General features: G+C 67.2%; 15 protein-coding genes and 1 tRNA gene. 13 read left to right on the top strand and 3 right to left on the bottom strand.

Annotation, left to right across the window (positions count from 1 at the left end):
* Positions 1-55: 55 nt before the first annotated feature.
* Genes DB30_RS17115 through DB30_RS17105 form a run of 3 tightly spaced genes read left to right on the top strand, consistent with a single transcriptional unit; the run spans position 56 to position 2,782 of the window.
* The gene (locus DB30_RS17115) at positions 56-934 is read left to right on the top strand and encodes a multinuclear nonheme iron-dependent oxidase (protein WP_052550195.1); all 879 of its coding nucleotides are present in this window, start codon (positions 56-58) and stop codon (positions 932-934) included.
* Complete coding sequence (locus tag DB30_RS17110) at positions 931-1,758, top strand: hypothetical protein (RefSeq protein ID WP_052550194.1); 828 nt, start codon at positions 931-933, stop codon at positions 1,756-1,758. The genes DB30_RS17115 and DB30_RS17110 overlap by 4 nt, the downstream gene beginning before the upstream one ends.
* A 7-nt stretch (positions 1,759-1,765) precedes the next feature.
* Positions 1,766-2,782 carry a hypothetical protein gene (locus tag DB30_RS17105; RefSeq protein ID WP_052550192.1) on the top strand — a complete coding sequence of 339 codons (1,017 nt, stop codon included), beginning with the start codon at positions 1,766-1,768 and terminating at the stop codon, positions 2,780-2,782.
* 75 nt (positions 2,783-2,857) lie between these two features.
* Here the strand turns inward: DB30_RS17105 and ald are convergent, their stop codons facing one another.
* Positions 2,858-3,970 (bottom strand): alanine dehydrogenase, encoded by a 1,113-nt coding sequence (gene ald / locus DB30_RS17100; protein ID WP_052550190.1) that lies wholly within the window; start codon positions 3,968-3,970, stop codon positions 2,858-2,860.
* 78 nt (positions 3,971-4,048) lie between these two features.
* A complete protein-coding gene (locus DB30_RS17095; protein WP_146659304.1) occupies positions 4,049-4,834 on the bottom strand; it encodes an HAD hydrolase family protein in 786 nt (261 codons plus the stop codon).
* A 55-nt stretch (positions 4,835-4,889) separates the two neighbouring features.
* Here DB30_RS17095 and DB30_RS17090 point away from each other — a divergent pair, with 55 nt between their 5' ends.
* The 8 genes from DB30_RS17090 (at position 4,890) to DB30_RS17055 (ending at position 15,863) form a co-directional block, all read left to right on the top strand.
* The gene (locus DB30_RS17090; RefSeq protein WP_052550186.1) at positions 4,890-6,092 is read left to right on the top strand and encodes an FHA domain-containing serine/threonine-protein kinase; all 1,203 of its coding nucleotides are present in this window, start codon (positions 4,890-4,892) and stop codon (positions 6,090-6,092) included.
* A 154-nt stretch (positions 6,093-6,246) separates the two neighbouring features.
* Positions 6,247-6,320, top strand: a tRNA-Pro gene (locus tag DB30_RS17085).
* Positions 6,321-6,438: 118 nt separating this feature from the next.
* Positions 6,439-7,038: a response regulator gene (locus DB30_RS17080; RefSeq protein WP_052550184.1), complete on the top strand. Its 600-nt coding sequence runs from the start codon at positions 6,439-6,441 to the stop codon at positions 7,036-7,038.
* A 533-nt stretch (positions 7,039-7,571) separates the two neighbouring features.
* Positions 7,572-8,171 (top strand): response regulator, encoded by a 600-nt coding sequence (locus DB30_RS17075; RefSeq protein WP_052550182.1) that lies wholly within the window; start codon positions 7,572-7,574, stop codon positions 8,169-8,171.
* A 44-nt stretch (positions 8,172-8,215) separates the two neighbouring features.
* Complete coding sequence (locus DB30_RS17070) at positions 8,216-12,070, top strand: VIT domain-containing protein (RefSeq protein ID WP_052550180.1); 3,855 nt, start codon at positions 8,216-8,218, stop codon at positions 12,068-12,070.
* Positions 12,071-12,133: 63 nt separating this feature from the next.
* The gene (gene arsH, locus DB30_RS17065) at positions 12,134-12,829 is read left to right on the top strand and encodes an arsenical resistance protein ArsH (protein ID WP_052550266.1); all 696 of its coding nucleotides are present in this window, start codon (positions 12,134-12,136) and stop codon (positions 12,827-12,829) included.
* A gap of 203 nt (positions 12,830-13,032) precedes the next feature.
* Entirely contained in the window at positions 13,033-14,379 is a 1,347-nt protein-coding gene (locus tag DB30_RS17060; protein WP_052550177.1) for a DUF4215 domain-containing protein, read from the top strand.
* Positions 14,380-14,912: 533 nt separating this feature from the next.
* Positions 14,913-15,863 (top strand): STAS domain-containing protein, encoded by a 951-nt coding sequence (locus DB30_RS17055; protein ID WP_052550175.1) that lies wholly within the window; start codon positions 14,913-14,915, stop codon positions 15,861-15,863.
* Positions 15,864-16,197: 334 nt separating this feature from the next.
* On the opposite strand, the gene DB30_RS17050 is transcribed toward DB30_RS17055, so the two are convergent.
* Positions 16,198-16,452 carry a hypothetical protein gene (locus DB30_RS17050; protein WP_146659301.1) on the bottom strand — a complete coding sequence of 85 codons (255 nt, stop codon included), beginning with the start codon at positions 16,450-16,452 and terminating at the stop codon, positions 16,198-16,200.
* 91 nt (positions 16,453-16,543) lie between these two features.
* Between DB30_RS17050 and DB30_RS17045 the strand changes: the two genes are divergently transcribed.
* Both DB30_RS17045 and DB30_RS17040 read left to right on the top strand, forming a co-directional pair.
* The gene (locus DB30_RS17045) at positions 16,544-16,888 is read left to right on the top strand and encodes a hypothetical protein (RefSeq protein WP_052550171.1); all 345 of its coding nucleotides are present in this window, start codon (positions 16,544-16,546) and stop codon (positions 16,886-16,888) included.
* A gap of 447 nt (positions 16,889-17,335) precedes the next feature.
* Positions 17,336-18,025 carry a cupin domain-containing protein gene (locus DB30_RS17040; protein WP_052550169.1) on the top strand — a complete coding sequence of 230 codons (690 nt, stop codon included), beginning with the start codon at positions 17,336-17,338 and terminating at the stop codon, positions 18,023-18,025.
* The last annotated feature ends 1,372 nt before the right edge of the window (positions 18,026-19,397 follow it).

The raw sequence follows: 19,397 nt of genomic DNA, 5'->3' as shown, positions 1-19,397 counted from the left end.
AACCCCGAACGAACCGCATGCATCGTCGGATGAGATCGCATACAAACAGCCAGCGATGCCGAGCTTCCTCGAGCGCGTGGGCGCGCTGCCAACCCTGGGACTGGGCGTGAGCACCGAGTATGGCGCGCGGCAGCAGCACGGCGCGCTGGATCCAATCACGCTGCGCCGCGAGCACCCCGACTTCGCAAACTTCCTCGAGGTCGGGGTCGAGATCGTCAAGGGCCTCGACGATGACGCGCGAGCCTGGGCCGCGCGTAGTTGGCCCAGCACCTACCACTTCCTCGACATCAACCTCGACGAGCCCGAGGACTTCGACGACGCCTGGCTCGACGCCGTCCGCCAGGGGATCGCCGCGCTGGATCCCGCCTGGCTGTGTGGCGACGCTGGGCTGTGGCACTTTGGCGCGCGCGACCGCGGGCAGATGTTGCTGCTCCCGCCGGTGTTGGTGCCCGAAGCGATCGCGCCGATGGCCGCGGGCATCACCAGGCTGCGCGAGGCGACCGGCCGCGAGGTCCTGCCCGAGAACCCGCCGGGCGCGGTGTTCGTGGGTGACCTGCACTTGCTCGAGTTCTTCTCGCGCGTGGCCGAAGCGGCGGACACCGGGCTGCTGCTCGACTGTGCTCACCTCGCGATGTACCAGCGCGCTCGCGGACACGCGCCCACGACCGGGTTTGACGGGTTCGCGTGGGACCGCGTGATCGAGCTGCACATCGCGGGCGGGCGGGAGCTGCTCGCCGACGGGCTGAGCTGGGTCGAAGATGATCACGGCACCCACGTGCTGCCAGAGACCTGGGAAATTGCCCGCGCTGCGATCGCGCGGGCCACCAACCTGCGGGCGATCGTCGTCGAGTGCGAGCGCAACTCGATCCCCGAGGTCGTGCCGCTGTTCGAGCGGGCCCGGGAGCTGGTCGCGGGCCGCAAGGGGTTCGCATGAGCAAGCTCGATCCACGCCGGATCCAGCAGGCGCTGGTGTGCATGATGTTCGACCCGGTCTATGCCGGCGTCGTTCGTGGCCCGGCGCCGCTCGACGAATTGTCACCGCGCGAGCGCGAGCTGCTGCGCGGGGTGGATCCGCGGGGGCTCGCAACCGACGACATGCGCCGGGCTCGGGCGCTGCATGTGATCCTGGATGAGTATCCGGTCAGCGCGGCGCTGCTCGGGGTCGAGGCGGTGGATCAGTACTTTAGTTCGCCAGCGTTTCGGGCCTGCGTGTTCGAGCGCGGCTCGATGGCGCTGGTGTTTGGGCGGCGCTACTTGCTTGGGGCGTCTGACAAGCTTCACGGGATTGGAGCGATCGAGACCGCGATGGCCAGCGCCCGGCGGGTCGATCGACAGCGCCACCCGGGGCTGGGGTCTGCGCCTGGGTTGGCGCCCGTCAGCGTCCCCGCGGGCAGCTTGGCCTGGTACCAGCGCGCCCGCGCGCGGCTTGGGCCGGAGCCGCTGCAGGCGCTGACGAAGCTGCGCAAGCCGTGGCCACAAAAGCCGCCGCGAGGCGGGCGGGAGCACTTGTTGATCGAGGCGAAGGGCGACGGTTCGCTGGCGATCGGGACCGCGTCCGCGGCGTTGGTGGGGTTGTTGATCGCCGCAGATCCACCGCGTCCGCGGGCCGAGCTGGTCGCGGCGGCGATCGAGCTGGGCGCCGAAGCGGACGAGGCCGACGAGCTGCTCGATGATCTGATCGCAGAGGGGCTGCTGATCCAGTCCGAGCCGCGAGCCCAAGCGTCTGTGAGCGACCGCATGGCGTTCGAAGGAGCTTGACCATCCCATGCCCAACGTCGAGATTGCCAAGCTGCCGATGGCCCGAAAAACGAACAACCGGTCGCGCCAAACTGCCTGGGTACTGAGCGTCGCGCTGACCCTGCTCAGCAGCTGCAAGGACGAGCAGAAGCCGGTCGCCGATCCGCTCGACGATCCTTGGGTCGACGCGATTGAGACCGGCAGTGACGAGCCCATCGCCTCGCCCCCCGCAGAGCCCGTCGACTCCGGCGACCGGGCCCAGGCGCTGGCGCTCGCCGAGGTTGGCTCGCCGCCCGAAGCACAGCCCACCGAAGGCGTGCCGACGGACCCGGCCATGCCCGCGCCCGCGCCCGCATCCGCATCCGCATCCGCATCCGCATCCGCATCCGCATCCGGCGGTACAGCGGCCTCCAGCACCGCTGAAGCGCCAAAGCCCGGCTCGCCCGCGCAACCGACAGCCGACACGCAACCAACAGCCGACACACCGGCCGGCGAAGACCCAGCGCAAGCGCCCCCGCCCGCCCCCGTGGTCGAGCCCACGCCAACGCCCAGCCCAGCCCCTGCCAAGCCTGCAAGCCCAGCTCCGATCACCAGCGCCGACTTTCACGGAAGCTTCCGCTACGTCGGCGGCAGCTCGCAGCGCGCCGACTTCGACACCGCCCTCGAGGCCACGGTCAACGCGCTCAACGGCGCCATTCGTGGGCTCGCGCGCAAGCGCCTGGCAGCGACCAACCCCGTAGAGGGCACCGTCAACATCGTCGTCGCTGGCGACAAGGTCACCACGACCTTCGAGTCCGGCTTCAACGCGAGCTGTGTGATCGACGGCGGCACGGCCAAGTCAACCGACATCGAAGGCGGCAAGCTGCAAGTCCGGCTCCGCTGGAAGAACGGCAAGCTGATCCAACACATGGAGGGCCGGGGCGGGGCCCGGACAATTGTCTACGTGCTCTCGGCGGACCGCAAGAAGCTGACCGTCCACCACAAGATCACCTCTGATCGCCTGCCGGTGCCGCTGACCTATCGGTTCAGCTACTCGCGCAACTGAGCTTCCTGCACGCAGATACGCCCGCGGTGCCTCGCCAGCGCGACGAGCCACCACGAACGAACCCGGCGCAGCGAATCAGTTGATCAGCGACTCCAAGGTCGTGAAGTCGACCCCAACCGCCGAAGCGACGCCTTCCACCGTACAAGCCCCATCCCAAGTATTGACCCCGCGAGCCAAGTGCAAGGATCCACGCACGGCCTCCTCGACCCCCTTGTTCGCAATCTGCAGCGCGTACGCCAAGGTCGCGTTCGTCAGCGCGTAGGTGCTCGTCCGCGGCACCGCCCCCGGCATGTTCGCGACGCAGTAATGCACCACCCCATGCGCCACATAGGTTGGCTCCTGATGGGTCGTGGCCCGACAGGTTGCAATGCACCCGCCCTGGTCCACCGCCACGTCCACGATCACCGACCCTGGCTTCATCCCCTGGACCAGCTCCTCGCTGACCAGCTTTGGCGCCGCCGCCCCAGGCACCAACACCGCCCCGATCACCAGGTCCGCCGTCAGCACCTTCTTCTCGATGTTCTCTGGGTTTGAGAACAAGGTCTCGAGGTTGTTGCCAAACACATCCTCGAGGTAGCCCATCCGCGCCTGCGACACGTCGAGCACGGTCACCTGGGCCCCGAGCCCAATCGCGATCCGAGCCGCCGCGGTTCCAACGATGCCGCCACCGATCACGGTCACCCGCCCGCGCCGGGTCCCCGGCACGCCGCCAAGCAACAACCCACGCCCACCGTTCGCCCGCTCGAGCGACCAGGCCCCAACCTGCGGCGCCATGCGCCCAGCGATCTCGCTCATCGGACGCAGCAGCGGCAGCCCACCCACGTCATCGGTGATCGTCTCGTACGCGATCCCCCGGACCTTGTTGGCCATCAACTCTTTGGTGAGTCGCGGGACCGCGGCCAGGTGCAGATAGGTGTAGAGGATCAACCCTGGCCGAAAATACCCGTACTCCTCGGGCAGCGGCTCTTTCACCTTCACGACCATGTCGGCGCCCCAGGCTTCCGCGGCGGTCGCAACGATGCGCGCCCCGGACCCCTCGAAGGCCTCGTCCGTGAACCCGCTGCCGTCACCGGCAAGGTGCTCGACGACGACCTCATGGCCAGCGTTGACGAGCGCGCGGACACCCGCGGGCTGCATACCGACGCGGTACTCGTGGTTCTTGATCTCCTTCGGGACGCCGATCTTCATCGTGCGCGCACTATAGGATGAAACGCCACGCGAGAAGCCTCCGCGGGTGTGCGGCAAGTAGCGTGCAAGCCCCTGCGCCTACCCCCGACCGCACAGCCAGCCCGAGAGCGCGAGGAACCCATCGACCTCGCGCTCGGCCGTTGTGAATTCTGGCAGCGCCGAGAACCACCGCCGCTGCGCGACCACGTCCGCGGTCCCGACTGTCAGCCCGAAGCGATCCGCCTCGAACAGCCCGCCGTCATTCGGTGCGTCACCCACCGTCACCACGCTCAGCGGATCGATCCCGCGCTGGTTCAGCAGCCGCAGCAGCCCCGCGCCCTTGTCGGGTCGCTGCGCAGCCAGGTGTACATGCACGTTCGACCAGATCAGGTGCACGCCCTCGGCCTCGGCCAGCTCGCGCAGCCGGAGCAGCTCGGTCTCGTCGCGGCCATCGCGCTCATACGCGACGTCCCCAAGCCGACAAAAGGCATCCCCAGTCAGGCGCAACCCCGCGCCGTGAGCCTGGTTCATGTGCTCACCCACGACGCGCAGCCGCTCGACATCGGGTACCTCGCCGAGCCAGCGCGGCGCGTGATCGGGCTCGATCTCCAGCAGCCCGTTCTCTGCCACCCCGAAGCTCACCCCCGGCAGGTAGCGACACAGCCCCATGACCTCGCCGGCCGGCCGACCGCTGATCGGGATCACGCGAAACCCAGCTGCGCTCAGCTGCGCGAGCGCTTCCAGCAGATCCGACCCAAGCTTGCCCGCGCGGGTCAGTGTCCCGTCGACGTCCGTGGCGATGACCCGCAGCGTTGCGAGGCGCTCGGGCCGGAGCTCTGTCAGCGGACGTGGATCGCGAATCTGCTCATCTCGTGGGCTTGGCATGCGACTCGTGTTACCGTCCGACGGCTGACCCTGGGTCAGCGAGCGCTGTACCACGATGCCGCTCGAGCTGCAGCCCGGCGACGTCTACGCCGGAAACATCCAGATCCTGAGCGTGCTCGGCAAGGGCGCGTTTGCGTGCGTCTACAAGGTCATCGTGCCGGGCTACGAACAGCCCATGGCGCTCAAGCTGACCAAGGAGCCGGTCACCGCCGGCGACCAAGCTCAGCGTGCGTTGCGTGAGATCACCATCTTGCGATCGCTGAGCAACCCGCACGTGGTCAAGAGCTTCGACTGTGGCCTGCGCCCCGACGGCCACATCTACATGTTGATGGACTTCCTGGAGGGCCAGCCGCTCGACGAGTGGCACGACTTCGCGTCACCGCTCCCGCCGCCGCAGGCCGTCAGCCTCGTGCACCAAGTCTGCCTGGGTCTCGCCGAAGCCCACGCCAAGGGCATCGTCCACCGCGACGTCAAGCCCGAGAACATCTTCGTGGAGACTTCGGGCCACATCCGCCTGCTCGACTTTGGGCTCGCGCGCTCGTGGGATGGCTCGCCGGTCGTCGGTGTCAACGCGACCAAGGCCCACATGGTCGTGGGCACCCCGCACTACAGCCAGCCCGAGCAGCTCAAGACCCGCGAGCTGTCGCCCGCCAGCGACGTCTACAGCATCGGCATGATCCTCTACGAGCTGCTCAGCGGCTGCTCGCCGTTTCACCGCGAGCGATCGCTCGGGCAGATCAAGGCGGAGTTCAGCAAGCAGCCCTTGATGTGGCTCAAGTGTCACTCGGAGTCGCCGATCGTCCCGCTCGAACAGCAGCCGGGCTGCGCCGACCTGCCCGGCCCGTTGGTCCGCGGGATCATGCGCTCGCTCGACAAAGATCCCGCCGCGCGTCCACCCGACGCCAGCGCGCTCGCCAACATCCTGGGCCACGTGCTGCATCGCGACATGTCGGTCTCGGTCGCGGCCAACCTGCGGATCCTCCACCCCGGTGAGTCCCGGCCCGTCGACCGGGTGTTCTTGCCCGGCTCGTACCGGATCGGCAGCGGCGAGCGCTGCGAGATCAAGCTGCGCCACGACAGCGTGCTGCGCGTGCACGCCGTCGTCGAGTGGAGCGGGATCCCCAACCGCCCGCAGCTGCGGCCGATCACCGGCGACGGCAGCGTGCAGCTCAACGATCAGCCCATTCACAAGCCCGTCGAGCTCACGACCCACGACGAGTTCTGCGTCGGTGACTACCGGCTGGGCATCGCGTTCTGAGCTGGCCGGGTCCCAGCTCGACCTGAAACCCCAGCCTCCGGGATCGCCGCGCCCTCGATCCTGCGCTGCCAACACAACCCGCCGAGCGGCCTGCAAATACCCGCGCAGGCCCTTTGACAACGGTTCGGGGCGATGCTACCTACCCGCTCCATTCCGGGGCGTAGCGCAGCCTGGTAGCGCGTTCGGTTCGGGACCGAAAGGTCGGAGGTTCGAATCCTCTCGCCCCGACAACAAAGGGGGCTCGCCAGGCGGGCCCCCATTTTTTTATGTTCTGGATCGCGCCGCGAGGTCGCCGTCAGCGGCGCATTGACCTGCACGCAGATCCAAAACCTGGCATGCTGCGAACGTGTCACGGCTACGCGTCCTCACGATCGACGACGATGCCAACGTCTGCGAGTTCTTGCGTGAGCTGCTGACCGCCGATGGCTGCGAGGTGGTGTCAGAGACGGACCCGCACGCTGGCTTCGAGCGTCTGAAGGCGCAAGAGACCTTCCACATCTTGATCCTCGATCTAAAGATGCCCGGCGTCGAAGGCATCGAGCTGCTCGAGCAGATCCGCAAGTTCAACAAGGACATCGCCGCGATCATCTTGACCGCGTATCCCAGCCTCGAGTCGGCGACCGACGCGATCAACCTGGATGTCTCGGCGTACATGCAAAAGCCCTTCTCGGGCGACGAGATGCGCGAGACGATCGCTCGGGTCGCCCGCAAGAAGGGCATCGTCGTCCGCCGTGAGGACGAGCTGCACATCACGATCGGCGCCCGGATCCGCGAGGTCCGCAAGAAGCGAGAGCTGACCCTCAAGCAGATGGGGCGGCGGACGAACCTCTCGGTGTCGCTGCTCAGCCAGATCGAGCGGGCGGAGTCGTCGGCTTCGGTGTCTTCGCTGTACAAGATCGCCAACGCGCTCGACGTCCGCATCGTCGAACTCTTCGGCGATTTTTGATTTAGACCCCCCCGGCCGCCTTCGCACTTCGCGGTCACTCGCTTCGCTCGCTCCCAATGGGCTGGCTGTTCGCGGCGGCATGTGTGGCCCCCTCCAAGGGGGCTTCTGCGGGTTTAGACCCCCACAGACCCCTTCGCACTTCGCGGTCACTCGCTTCGCTCGCTCCCAATGGGCTGGCTGTTCGCGGCGGCATGTGTGGCCCCCTCCAAGGGGGCTTCTGCGGGTTTAGACCCCCACAGACCCCTTCGCACTTCGCGGTCACTCGCTGCGCCCACATACCGGCCGCGTGGCTTCGGGTGCCGCGGGCGCCTGGGGCGAGACCGCGCCTCGATCTTGGGTCGTCTCTGGCGCAGCGGAGCGTGCGGGACTCGGCGAGCGGAGCCTTCGAGCACCGTTTTGGGGAGAGATCATGCGGCGGCGCACAAATTGGCCAGGCATCGAGCGAGTGCGGTGAGGCACCGGTCGCGCAGGGGCCGTGCGTGGCGAAGTCCATGATGCTTGTGGGGGTCTAAAGAAAGCTTCATCATGCAGATGTGTCCCGACTCCGCGTCCTCATCATCGACGATGACGTCAAGGTCTGCGAGTACTTGCAGGAGCTCTTGACCCCTGACGGCTGCGAGGTCGTGGCGATCAACGATCCTCAGGCGGGGCTCGAGAAGCTCAAGACCCAAGAGACCTTCCACATCTTGATCCTCGACCTGAAGATGCCCGGCATCAACGGGCTCGAGCTGCTCGAGAAGATCCGCAAGGTCGACAAGGACATCGCGGCGATCATCCTGACCGCGTACCCGAGCCTCGAGTCCGCGACCGATGCGATCAACCTCGATGTCTCGGCGTACATGCAAAAGCCCTTCTCGGGCGAAGACATGCGCGAGACCATCGCCCGGGTCGCCCGCAAGAAGGGCATCGTGGTCCGCCGCGAAGACGAGCTGCACATCACGATCGGGGCGCGGATCCGTGAAGAGCGGCGCAAGAAGCAGCTCACACTCAAGCAGATGCACAAGCGCGCCGGGCTGTCGGTCTCGCTGCTCAGCCAGATCGAGCGGGCGGAGTCGTCGGCCTCGGTCTCGTCGCTGTTCAAGATCGCCAACTCGCTCGACGTGCGCATCTCCGAGCTGTTCGGGGACTTCTAGACCGGGCCTGAAAGGCCGCTTCGAGCGGCTGCGTTTGCCCGCGCGTGCGCGCTACCCACCTGTCTCTGCCGCTGTTCGCCCTCGCGCTGCCCTTGATCGGGGCCTGTCACCAACCCGCCCCCGATCAGGCCGCAGCCGAGGGCGAAGCCAATTGGAGCGCCGAGCAAGCGGCGACCCGCGACGTGGCGGTGGCCACCGTCGCCAAGATCCACGGGCTGCGGGGGGTGCAGTCGCCGGATCTGCCCGAAGGCGCGTTCATGGGTGAGGGCGCGACGATCCACGCTGGCCAATGGATCACGTTGCCTCGCGGGACCCGGGTCGAGCTCGAGCTCAGCAGCGGCCAGCGCCTGCGCCTCGACGAGGACAGCCGGCTCGGGTTCGCCAAAGACGGCAGCGCCAACGTCGAGCTGACCCAAGGTCGGTTGGTGGTCCTCGCCGATGACAAAGGACCGATCGAGGTTCGGGCGGCGAACGATCGCTTGGTGGTCGAGCGTGGAGAGGCCGAGCTCCACGCGACCGACGAGACCCGCCACTTTGGGGTCATCCAGGGTCGGGCGCTGCTGTTCACGGATGGGCGCGAGATCCCGCTGAGCCCGGGCGCGAGCATCTCGACGCCGACCACCCCCAGCACCCGGCCACAGACCCCGCCCGATCCGCAGATCCTCGCCGCGGCGGTCGAGCCCACCCTGAGCTTGGCCCCCCTCCAACAGGCTGCGTGGGCTTCGGCCTTCGAGCAGAGCGCCCAGCTCGCCAGCGATGTCCCGCGCGGGGTCGGCAGCTTGGTCGCGCGGCGGGCTGGCTCGAGCGTGGAGCGACAGTCGCTTCGTCTGACCGAGCAGCGGGTCAGCGTCTCGATCTCGGGCCGGATCGCGCGCACCGAGATCGAGCAGGCGTTCCACAACGACTCGAGCCAGACCCTGGAGGGCATCTATCAATTCCCGCTGCCGGCCGACGCCTCGATCTCGGATCTTCAGCTGCTGGTCGGCGACACCTGGATGCGCGGCGAGATGCTCGAGAAGCAGCGCGCGCGGCAGATCTTCCGGCAGATCGTCGACGCGACCGTGCCCCGCGATCCGGCGCTCTTGCAGTGGGAGGCCGGCGGGGTGTTCAAGCTCAACATCTTCCCGATCCCAGGCAAGGGTGAGCGGCGGATCAAGATCGCCTACACGCAGGTGCTCCCCGCCGTTGGCGACGCCCTTCGCTACCGCTACCCCATGGGCGGCTCCGGGGCCACGGCGACCGAGATCGGTGACTTCGAGTTTGACGTCGAGATCGACGGGACCAGCCTCGACGCGGAGTCTCTGGCCCAAGTCGCCACGCCGATGGCCGAGCTCGCCCGCACCCAAGCGCGCGGCGGCGGCCTGCGCCTGTCCATGCGCGAGCGCGAGTACCTGCCCACCCACGAGCTGGGCGTCGACATTCCGCTGCCAGCCGAGCAACAGCGAGTCCAGGCCGCCACCCACCGCGACCGCGACGGCCAGGGCTACTTCATGCTCACCCTCGAGCCCAAGCTCGAGCTCGCCGCGGATCCCCGCCCCGTCCACTACGCGTTCGTGCTCGACCGCAGCCATGGCACCACCCCCGAGCTGTGGGCCGCGGCCAAGGGCATGACCAAGGCGATGATCTCGACCCTCGAGCCTGACGACCGGTTCACGGTCCTGGCGTGCGACAGCGCCTGCGATCAACTGGGCGGTGAGCTGCAGCGGGCCCGCGGATCCGAGGCCGCGCTCGATCGCTTCTTGGACGCGCAGTCGCTGGCCGGCGCGAGCGACCTTGGCAACATGCTCGAGCGCGCCGACGATGCCCTGACAGGCGAGGCCGGCGAGGTCGAGCGCGTGGTCGTGTACTTTGGCGACGGGACCCCAACCTCCGGCGCGCTGACCCCCGACGAGCTCGGCGAGCTCGCCCGCGAGCAGCTGGGCTCCCTGCGGATCCAGGCAGTGGCCTTGGGCGCCCGCTCCGACTTGCTGGTGCTCGACAGCCTGGTCCGGCAGAGCGGCGGCGACCTGCTGCAGGCCGACGCCCGCGACGATCTCGACGCGCTGGCCCGCGAGCTGCGGCTGCGCGCGCAGGTGCCCGTTGCCCGCGACCTCGCGCTGGATCTGCCCAGCGGGCTGACCGATGTGTACCCCCGCTCGATCCCCGCGCTGCGGCCGGGCGACTCGCTCACGGTGTTCGGCAAGCTCGCCGACGGCGCGGCCTCGCAGCTGCGTGGCGACGTCCGCCTGCACGGTCGCGGGCCAGCTGGCGTGGTCGACGAGCGCTTCCAGGTCATGCTCGACGCCGAGTACTCCAAGAGCGGCGCGTCGGGTATTCACGCCCACCTGCCGCGGACGTGGGCCCAGCAAGAGATCACCCACCTGACCCAGACCGAGGGCGCGGACGCCCGCGATCGCATCGTCGAGCTCTCGCGCGAGTTCAACGTGCTGTCGCGCTTCACCGCCCTGCTCGTGCTCGAGAACGACCGCATGTATCGGGAGTTCAACGTCGCCCGCCAGGCCGAAGCCAAGCACGGCTGGGACGGTGTGATCGACTCGGCGGCCGCGACCGCGGTCCCGAGCGGCGCAGCGCCCAACACGATCGCCGACGCGACGACGAGCGAGGCCGCGGAAAAGGAGGCGTCGAAATCGAACTCCTCCGGCGGGCAGCCAAGCAAAGACGAGTTCGATCCGCTCGCGCCCTCGGCCCCCGCCGAACGCAGGTCTCGCGAGCCATCCGCGTTCGCCGAGGACGACGAAGACGAAGACGAAGCGGAGGAGTTCGAAGGGTCGATCGGCGGCGGCGACTTTGGGGACGGCGGCAGCGGCCGGGCAGCCGGCGGGTTCGCCCCCGAGCCGTCGCCCAAGAAGTCCTCCAAGCCCAAGCCGGCGCCCTCGCCCGCCAACAAGATCGCGGCGGACGAGGACCCCTTCAACGGCGGTTGGAGCGGCAGCGGCGGCGGCGGTGGCGGTGAATGGCAAGACGCCCCGCGCGACCGCGGACGCCACTGGCGTCCCAGCATGCAAGTGCGGGCCGCTTCGGGCCCAAGCGCAAGCGAGCGCGCTCGGATCGTCGAGCTGCAGGCCGCCCGCGATCGCAACCCCGCGGATCGCCAAGCCCACCGCAAGCTGGTTCGCGAGGCCGCGCGCGACGGCGATCCCAACGCGCTGGCCTTCGCCGCCGCGTGGGCTGTCGCCGATCCCGACCATGCCCCCGCGCTGCTGGCCCACGCCGACATGCTGGCCGCAGCGGGTGATCCCCTGGCCGGGCGCGCGTACGCCAGCGCGATCGAGGTCGATCCCTTCTCGACCAAGCTCCACGCACGAATGGCCGACGCGCTGACCTTCACGGGTGACCTCGAGCGCGCTTGCTCGCACCGTCGCGCGCTGGTCAGCATCGATCCCAGCGACGGTCAGCACGCCGCGGCGCTGGTCGAGTGCCTGGTCGAGTCCGGCCGGCAAGACGACGCCCGCCTCGCGCTGAGCAACGCCCGCCAGCGCGTGCTCGACAGCAAGGGCATCAAGACCCTCGACCAGGCCGCGCGCACGATCAGCGAAGGTGTTCGCCCAGCCAAGCAGGGCCTGCACGGCAACCCCGAGCTTCGCGCGGAGCTGCGCTGGCCAGCGCGCGCAGGTGAGCGACTCGAGATCGCGTTCGTGGATCGCCGCGGTCAGCGACTCTCGGGCTTGCGACCGCAGGGCGTGCTGATCCGCGAGCAACGCGAGGGCGACGAGATCGTGCAGATCCTGACGATGCGCAAGGTCACCGGCACCGTGTTCATCGAGGTCACCCGCCCCGATCGCCGCAGCGAGGACACTGTCCGCGCGCGCATGACCGTCAAGGCCGTCGGCGCCAAGGACAGCTTCGCGCTGCGCCTGGATCCGGGCACCCAGCGGGTCGCGCTGGCCCGCTGGCCGTGACCATACTGGCACGAGACGGACGCTGCATTGTTCGCTAGCTTCCGGCCCGTGACCGCGGACACGATCGAGCAAGACCTCCCCCAACACAGCGTCCAATCGGTGCTCGAGCAGCTCGAGCGGCCTGTGTCGACCCACCCACCGCGGGTGTTGATCCTCTACGGCTCCCTGCGCGACGTCAGCTTCAGTCGCAAGCTCGCGCTCGAGTGCGAGCGGGTGCTGACGGCGTTTGGTGCAGAGGTCCGGATCTTCGATCCCCACGGCCTGCCCGTGTTCGACCGCAGCTCCAACGATCACCCCGAGGTCGTGCGGCTGCGCGCGCTCTCGCTGTGGTCCGAGGCCCACGTGTGGATCTCGCCCGAACAACACGGCAGCGTCGCCGCGGCGTTCAAGAATCAGATCGACTGGATCCCCCTCGAAGATGGCGCGGTGCGTCCCTCACAAGGTCGGGCGCTCGCCGTCATGCAGGTCTGCGGCGGCTCGCAGTCGTTCAACGCCGTCAACCAACTGCGCATCCTTGGCCGCTGGATGCGGATGTTCACGATCCCCAACCAAAGCTCCGTCGCCAAGGCGTGGCAAGAGTTTGACGACGACGGTCGGATGAAGCCGTCGTCATTCCGGGATCGCGTGGTCGACGTGCTCGAGGAGTTGTTTCGCGTGACGCTGCTCATCCGTGATCGTGTGCCAACATTGAGCACCCGCTACAGCGAGCAAAAGCAGCTACGAGCCCAGGGCGCGCTGACCAAGGGGTTGGGCGTCTGAGCGCTGGTCAAGCGCACGGGCTCGCGTGACGCCTTGGATTTGTGCCACCAGCACAACGAATGACGGCTGTTCACGTCCACCGCGTCGCGTGCCCCTCGACACCAAATCGAACCCCGCTCAACATCATAATCCTGCTGGTCGGAGCGCGCTCGCGCGCAGTCATTGATCTGTGACGAAACGATCGATTGCGGGATCATGGACGCATGAAACGACACGCACTCAAACTACCTGCGCTTGGATTCGCGTTCGCGTTCGCGGTTGCCTGCACCGACGACGCCCCGAGCACGGAAGGCACCACCACCACCGAGACCTCGACCGGTGACGGTGACGGCGATGGTGATGGCGATGGCGACGGCGATGGTGACGGCGACGGCGACGGCGATCCCGGCGATGGTGACGGCGACGGCGACGGCGACGGCGATGGTGACGGCGATGGCGATGGCGACGGCGACGGCGTGTGTGGCGATGGTGTCGTCGGCGGCGACGAGGAGTGCGACGACGGCAACCCGAACGACAACGACGCCTGCACCTCCGCCTGCGTCAACAACGTCTGCGGCGACGGCTTCCTCAACGAGGGCGTCGAGGGTTGCGACGACGGCAACAACGAGGATGGCGACGGCTGCAACGCCGGGTGCATGCTCGAGTCGTGCGGCGACGGCGTGCTGCAGGGCATGGAAGTCTGCGACGACGGCAACGACATCGACACCGACGACTGCACCTCCATGTGCCTGAACGCGGCCTGCGGCGACAGCTTCGTGTGGGAAGGCAACGAGGTGTGCGACGACGGCAACGACATCGACACCGACGACTGCACGAGCGCGTGCGAGGCCGCGACCTGCGGCGACAGCTTCGTGTGGGAGGGCAACGAAGAGTGTGACGACGGCAACATGGTCGACACCGACGAGTGCGTGGGCGCGTGCATCAGCGCGACGTGTGGCGACGGCTTCGTGCAAGAGGGCGTCGAGGAGTGCGACGACGGCAACAACGAAGACGACGACGGCTGCGACTCGATGTGCCAAGAAGAGACGCTCGACGCGACCTGTCAAAACGGCGCCGCTCAGCTCTCGCTCAGCCCGGGCGGCGACGCTGTCGTGTGCGACGACCCGAACAACGCGACCTGCGAGCAGGACATGGAGACGCTGTGTCCGGTCGGCTGGGAGCTGTGCTCGCCCTTGCAGCACCACAACCGCAACGCCAACTGGAACTACGCGGTGAGCAACCAGACCATCGTCGTTGGCGAGATCTTCTGCCGCTCGGGCAGCGGCGCAGGTCACTACACCGTGGGGCCGTACGGAAACCCGGGCACCCTGGAGACGGACCTCGCGCTCAACTGCGGCTACGGCAGCTCGCGCGAGTCCTGCGCGACCGGCTATGGCTGCAACGAGCAGCATGTCCAAGCGCTGTGCTGCGCGCACAACCCCAACTGCGGAAACGGCGTTGTCGATGACCCCGAGGAGCAGTGCGACGACGGCAACGCCGACGAGACCGACGCGTGCCTCAACAACTGCTCGTGGCGCAAGCCGTCCGACAACAACGTCGGCGGCTGCTGAGCGGCGTCAGCTGAGCCAGCAGCCCGGGGTGCAATGCATCGTGTCGCATCGCACCGGAATTTTCGTCGAGGGCGCAAGCCCTCGGCGAAGAGGCCAAGCGAGGCGGCGCGACGCAATGCAACACGACGAGGGCGACTCCTCGCTGCGGCTGAACGTCCACTTTGATGTACACACCATCGAGCACGAGTGGATGGAAGCGGAAGAAAGTGCACGGTTAGCCGCAGCGAGGAGTCGCGCGCTGGATGGGTCATGCCGGACCGCAACCGTGGCCGTAGCGGCTACAGGCTGCGCGTCAGTACCCGGAGCTGGTTATTGGCGCAGTCGAGCCAACGACCTCACCCGGTGTCCGCATTTCCGGTTGGATGCACACGCGCGGGCACACTCACGGGATGACACTCACGACTCGTAGCAGTGCAGGAACGAGTGGTCGACACGCGGTGAACAGGTCGGCTGTAACGCTGTACTGCCGCGACTCCAGACTCTACGCAATTGCCGGGGTTCACGCAGCAACGAATCGGATACGGTGCACACTCATGGCTGACGAGACGTTGGACCAGATCGCGTCGTTCATTGACGGGCTCGCCCAGGGCCAGGCCGTCGAAGCGCTGGTGGTCGCCAGCGACGACCAGCTCGCCAAGATCGCGGCGGGTCTGAACCGGCTCGCCGGCAACGCCGCGCGCAACCAGGTCCGCCCGGGATCCGGTGGCCCAGCCGACACCGCTCTGTTCGCGCGGGGCCCCGTCGTGATGTTTCGCTGGCGCAACACCGAGGGGTGGCCCGTCGAGTTTGTCTCGCCCAACGTCGAGGCGCTGACGGGCTACCCGGTGGAAGAGTTTGCCTCGGGGCGCTTGCCCTACGCCAGCTTGATCCTCGCCGAGGATGTTGGCCGCGTTGGGCAAGAGGTCGCCGACAACAGCGTGAGCGCCGAGTGGTTCGAGCACCTCCCGTACCGGATCCGTCGCCAAGATGGCGAGGTCCTGTGGGTTCGCGACTACACCGTGGTGCTGCGTGACGACGCCGGCGCGGCGAGTCACTTCTACGGCTACATCATGGACATCACCGAGAGCATCCGTACCGAGGAGTTGATCCGGCAGCAGCTCGCGGTCATCGACGACCTCGGCGCGCCGATCTTGCAGGTCTGGGACGGGGTGCTCGCGGTCACGCTGATCGGCCTGCTCAACGAGGTGCGGTCGGAGCGGGTGACCGAGGCCTTGCTCGAGCGGGTAGCGACATCCAAGTCCCGCGTCGTCATCCTCGATCTGACCAGCGTCCAAGATGTCGACGCCACGACGGCCTATCACCTTGCGAAGATGGTCCGAGCCGTCGGGTTGCTCGGTTGTGAGTGCGTGGTCTCGGGGGTGTCGCCGAAGGTCGCGCAGATCCTCGTTGGCCTCGAGGTCGACTTTGGCGTGCTGCGGATCTATCGGACGCTCGCGGCTGCGCTGCCCGCCGTGGTCAGCAAGCGCAGCCTGCCGCGTGGCTGACGGGCTCCTAGACCCAAATCAAGCGCTGAATTGGAAAAGGTGAATGATTTGGGGCTAGTACGAGCCGACAGGCGAGCGTTTGGGGTGAGCGAAGGGGGCTCCGCCGCCGAAGCGAGGGGCTTTCGAAAGCCCCCTTGAAGACATAGTAGGCCCGAGTCGAGCGCGCAGCGCTTGATTCGGGCCTAGAGCGCCAATCAGTTTGAATCTGGGGCCGCTCCTGCCGTTGTCGGTCGGCGCTCGCAGTATGCCGGCCTGCCGCAGTGAATTTGATGGTTTGAGGCGCCGGGCCTGGCGTCCCTGGCGCGAAGCGAGGAAGGAGTGTGTCGTCGGGCCGTCAAGAGTGGGTCGCCAGCAAGGTCCCGTATCCGACCAACGCGATCATCAGCGTCATCAGCTGCCGGTCCTGATTCTTCGCGGGAACATCGCGGTGACGCTGGTAATCGACCAAGGCCAAGATTGGGAACAGCGCGCCAAATAGAACGGACTGCGTGTAGTGCCCCATCACGGCAAGTTCGTATGTATTTGCGGCGCCCAACAGCAGGATCGCGGCGATCGTCAATCGCCTCCAGGTTGACTCTTGAATGGACATTGAACTCTCCTTGCCGATGGCCTCTCGCAGCGCGGAACTTCCCAAAAGGCGGTCGAGGTGTCGATCTAGGGGCACGTAACAGGGACATCGTATGCCTCTGTGCAACTGCACATTGGGGTCCGGGCGACCACCCTGCGTCACTGAGCTCCTCGTCGAGGGCTCCGAGGCGCTCCTCGATGTCTGGCAGCGACAGGTTGGTGTCAACGACAACTTCGCCAGAAGTGTATTGGGTAACGACGACGAAGCCGTCATCAAAGTCACCCACGAAGGTAACGCCCTCGGCACTATTCAATGTAGCGAGGGATGCGATCACGTTGCCGCCCTCGTCAAAGGCAATGACCTCGGCGCCTTCGCCGTCGACCTCGACCTCGACATGGTCGATCACAAAGGGATTGGATGGAGGCAGGCCTACCTCGACGGGCTGGCCTACAAATAGCAGGACGGTGAGTGCTGGAGTGAACATGGACCTATTGTGAAGTCCGTAGTGGACCATGCAAGGGTGGCGGTCGTGCGCAACTCGTGCGCCTGTTCGCAAGACCGTTGTGCCGCTTCCGGTCATCACCTCGAACGTGGCGGTGAAGGCGGTGGCCTGGTCGGTACTTGTATGCGCGCTCGCATCGCTGCTGTGCCCTCGAGCAGCGGGCGCCCACCTCGGGTGAGCTCGAAGAGCAGCGTCCCGAACACAAGACACCAAAAATTTCTGGAGATATTCTGGACACCGAGCGGAGCTGAGATCCAAACCTGAGTGATTTCGAGTACTTGAGCAGCGGAGGCGGCGGGCCCCGCTCCCTGGGCCGCTTTGCGTTCTGTCGTTGACCTGGCGGTCCCAAAGTCCCGATAATGACGAGCAGAGCAATCCGATCGAGGGTTGGAGACGCGTTCCATGGACAACGAAGCCAAGCCCACCCAACCCCGCGAGCTCGTCATCCCGCCACCGCGCGCCGACCGGCCGCCGCTGCACGCCAACCTGCTCAACCACATGCAGCAGGCCAACACCACGCTGGCGCCGCTGTTTCCGTACCTGCACCCTGGCGCGATCGTGCCAACCGGCGCGCTGTTCATCGGCGAGACCGGCAAGGACTACGGGCAGTTCTACCACCACAATAGCGTTGACGAGATCATCATCGCGTTCGTGGCCGAGGGCGCGACGCTGAAGACCGGCCAGCTCTACAACGGCGGTCGCGTCCACGGGGTCAACGGCTTCCTCAAAGATCAGACCGCGCCGGGCAGCTTCGTGTTGTTCACGGTCACGCAGCGCCAGCTCGACGAGGGCCCTCAGCCCGAGGCGTTCTCGATGATCTGCGCCAAGTGCCGCACGCAGATCTTCAAGGGCGAGTTCGACGGCGCGTCGCCGCCCGAGGCGACCGAGCTCGACCATCCGTTCATGTCTGCGGCGGCCCTGCCTGAGCTGCTGCGGGAATTCAACGAAGACCCTGCGCTCCGCAAGTGCCCCGATTGCGGGCATGACAATGATCCCTTCCCGGTGCGCACGTGGGGCTGGGACATGTATGCCGAGCAGTCCAGGATTTTGGCGGGCGCCAAGCAATTGCTGCTCGAGGCCGGGCCCACATAGGCCGTGGGTCTTGGAACCCTGCTGCCGCGAACCTCCCGATGGATTGGGCGCTGCGGTCCCAGGAAAAGGCACGAACTCGTCGTTGCGGCGGATGGCGGATGGCGCACGGCGGCTGCGCTGCTGCGGGGTGACTGGGGTCCCTGCACGTTCTGGCGGTCCGGAGTAACGCCCATGGCCGGCGACCCCGATACGCGAGGGTAGGCCCCGGCTGCCCCGACCTCGGCAGGAAGTACGCGGGGGTACGCGCCGGCTGCCCGGGAGGCACCCGCAACCTACGACGACGTAGCTCGCGGGTGCTCTTGGGTCGGCGGGAAGTCCGCGAACGTATGTACGGGCCGTCGGGTCGGCCCCTTCGACATGCGACGATGTAGCTTGCGGCTGTCCCGAGGGCGGCGGAAAGTCCGCGATCGTAGTCGTCGTCTGTCCTCCGGGTGGCGCGACATCCGCGAACGAAGCCCCCTCCAGGTCGCAGATCGGCCAGCGGAGACGCTACGTTCGCATCGGACGGGCGCACCACGGCGGTGGGTCGGCCGTCGTAGCCTCTCGCTGTACCGGCGACGGCTGCCTGCAACCACCGGCGAGCTGGTGTCCGCGGCGGGCCCAGAAGATCGAAGCTCGGAACTCCCAGCGGCGGTGGGCAGCCCATTCGAATTGAACGCCGGAAGACCCCGCGGCGGTGGGCACCCCATTCGAATTGAACCGCGGAAGACCCCGCGGCGGTGCGCACCCCATTCAAATTGAACGGCGGAACACCCCGCGGCGGTGGGCACCCCATTCGAATTGAACCGCGGAACACCCCGCGGCAGTGGGCACCCCATTCAAATTGAACGGCGGAACACCCCGCGGCAGTGCGGACCCCATTCAAATTGAACGGCGGAAGCCCCCGCAGCAGTGGGCACCCCATTCGCACACAACGGCGGAAGACCCCGCGGTAGTGGGCACCCCATTCGAACTCAACGGCGGAACACCCCGCGGCGGTCGGCACCCCATCCAAATTGAACGGCGGAACACCCCGCGGCGGTGGGCACCCCATTCGAGTTGAACCAGGAAAGGGTGTGGATCTGAGACTGCACACGACGAGGGCCTCCGTCGGTTGGTCGTGATCGATGCCGGCTTTCGGAGCAGCACACACGCGGGCGCATGCTCAACTGGCTCCGCCGCAAGCTGGCGCAACATTTTCGGCGTGGACGTGATCGCTGACGCCTCTTCTACTTGGGGGGACACCAGCCCAGCAAGTCGATGATCGGCCGTTGGCGCTGGCGGGTATGGCCCGCCGCGTCGCGCTCGTCTCCACTCCAGCTCCGCTTGACATGCGGGCATCGCGCGTGTCACGCTGACGCATGGTGTCATTCTCGAGATTCGCTAGCTCCCT

The organism is Enhygromyxa salina (assembly GCF_000737335.2).
In the GTDB taxonomy this organism is placed as follows: Bacteria; Myxococcota_A; Polyangia; order Nannocystales; family Nannocystaceae; genus Plesiocystis; species Plesiocystis salina_C.
Note: the sequence above shows the minus strand (reverse complement) of the source record. Positions and strands in the feature narration are given on the sequence as shown.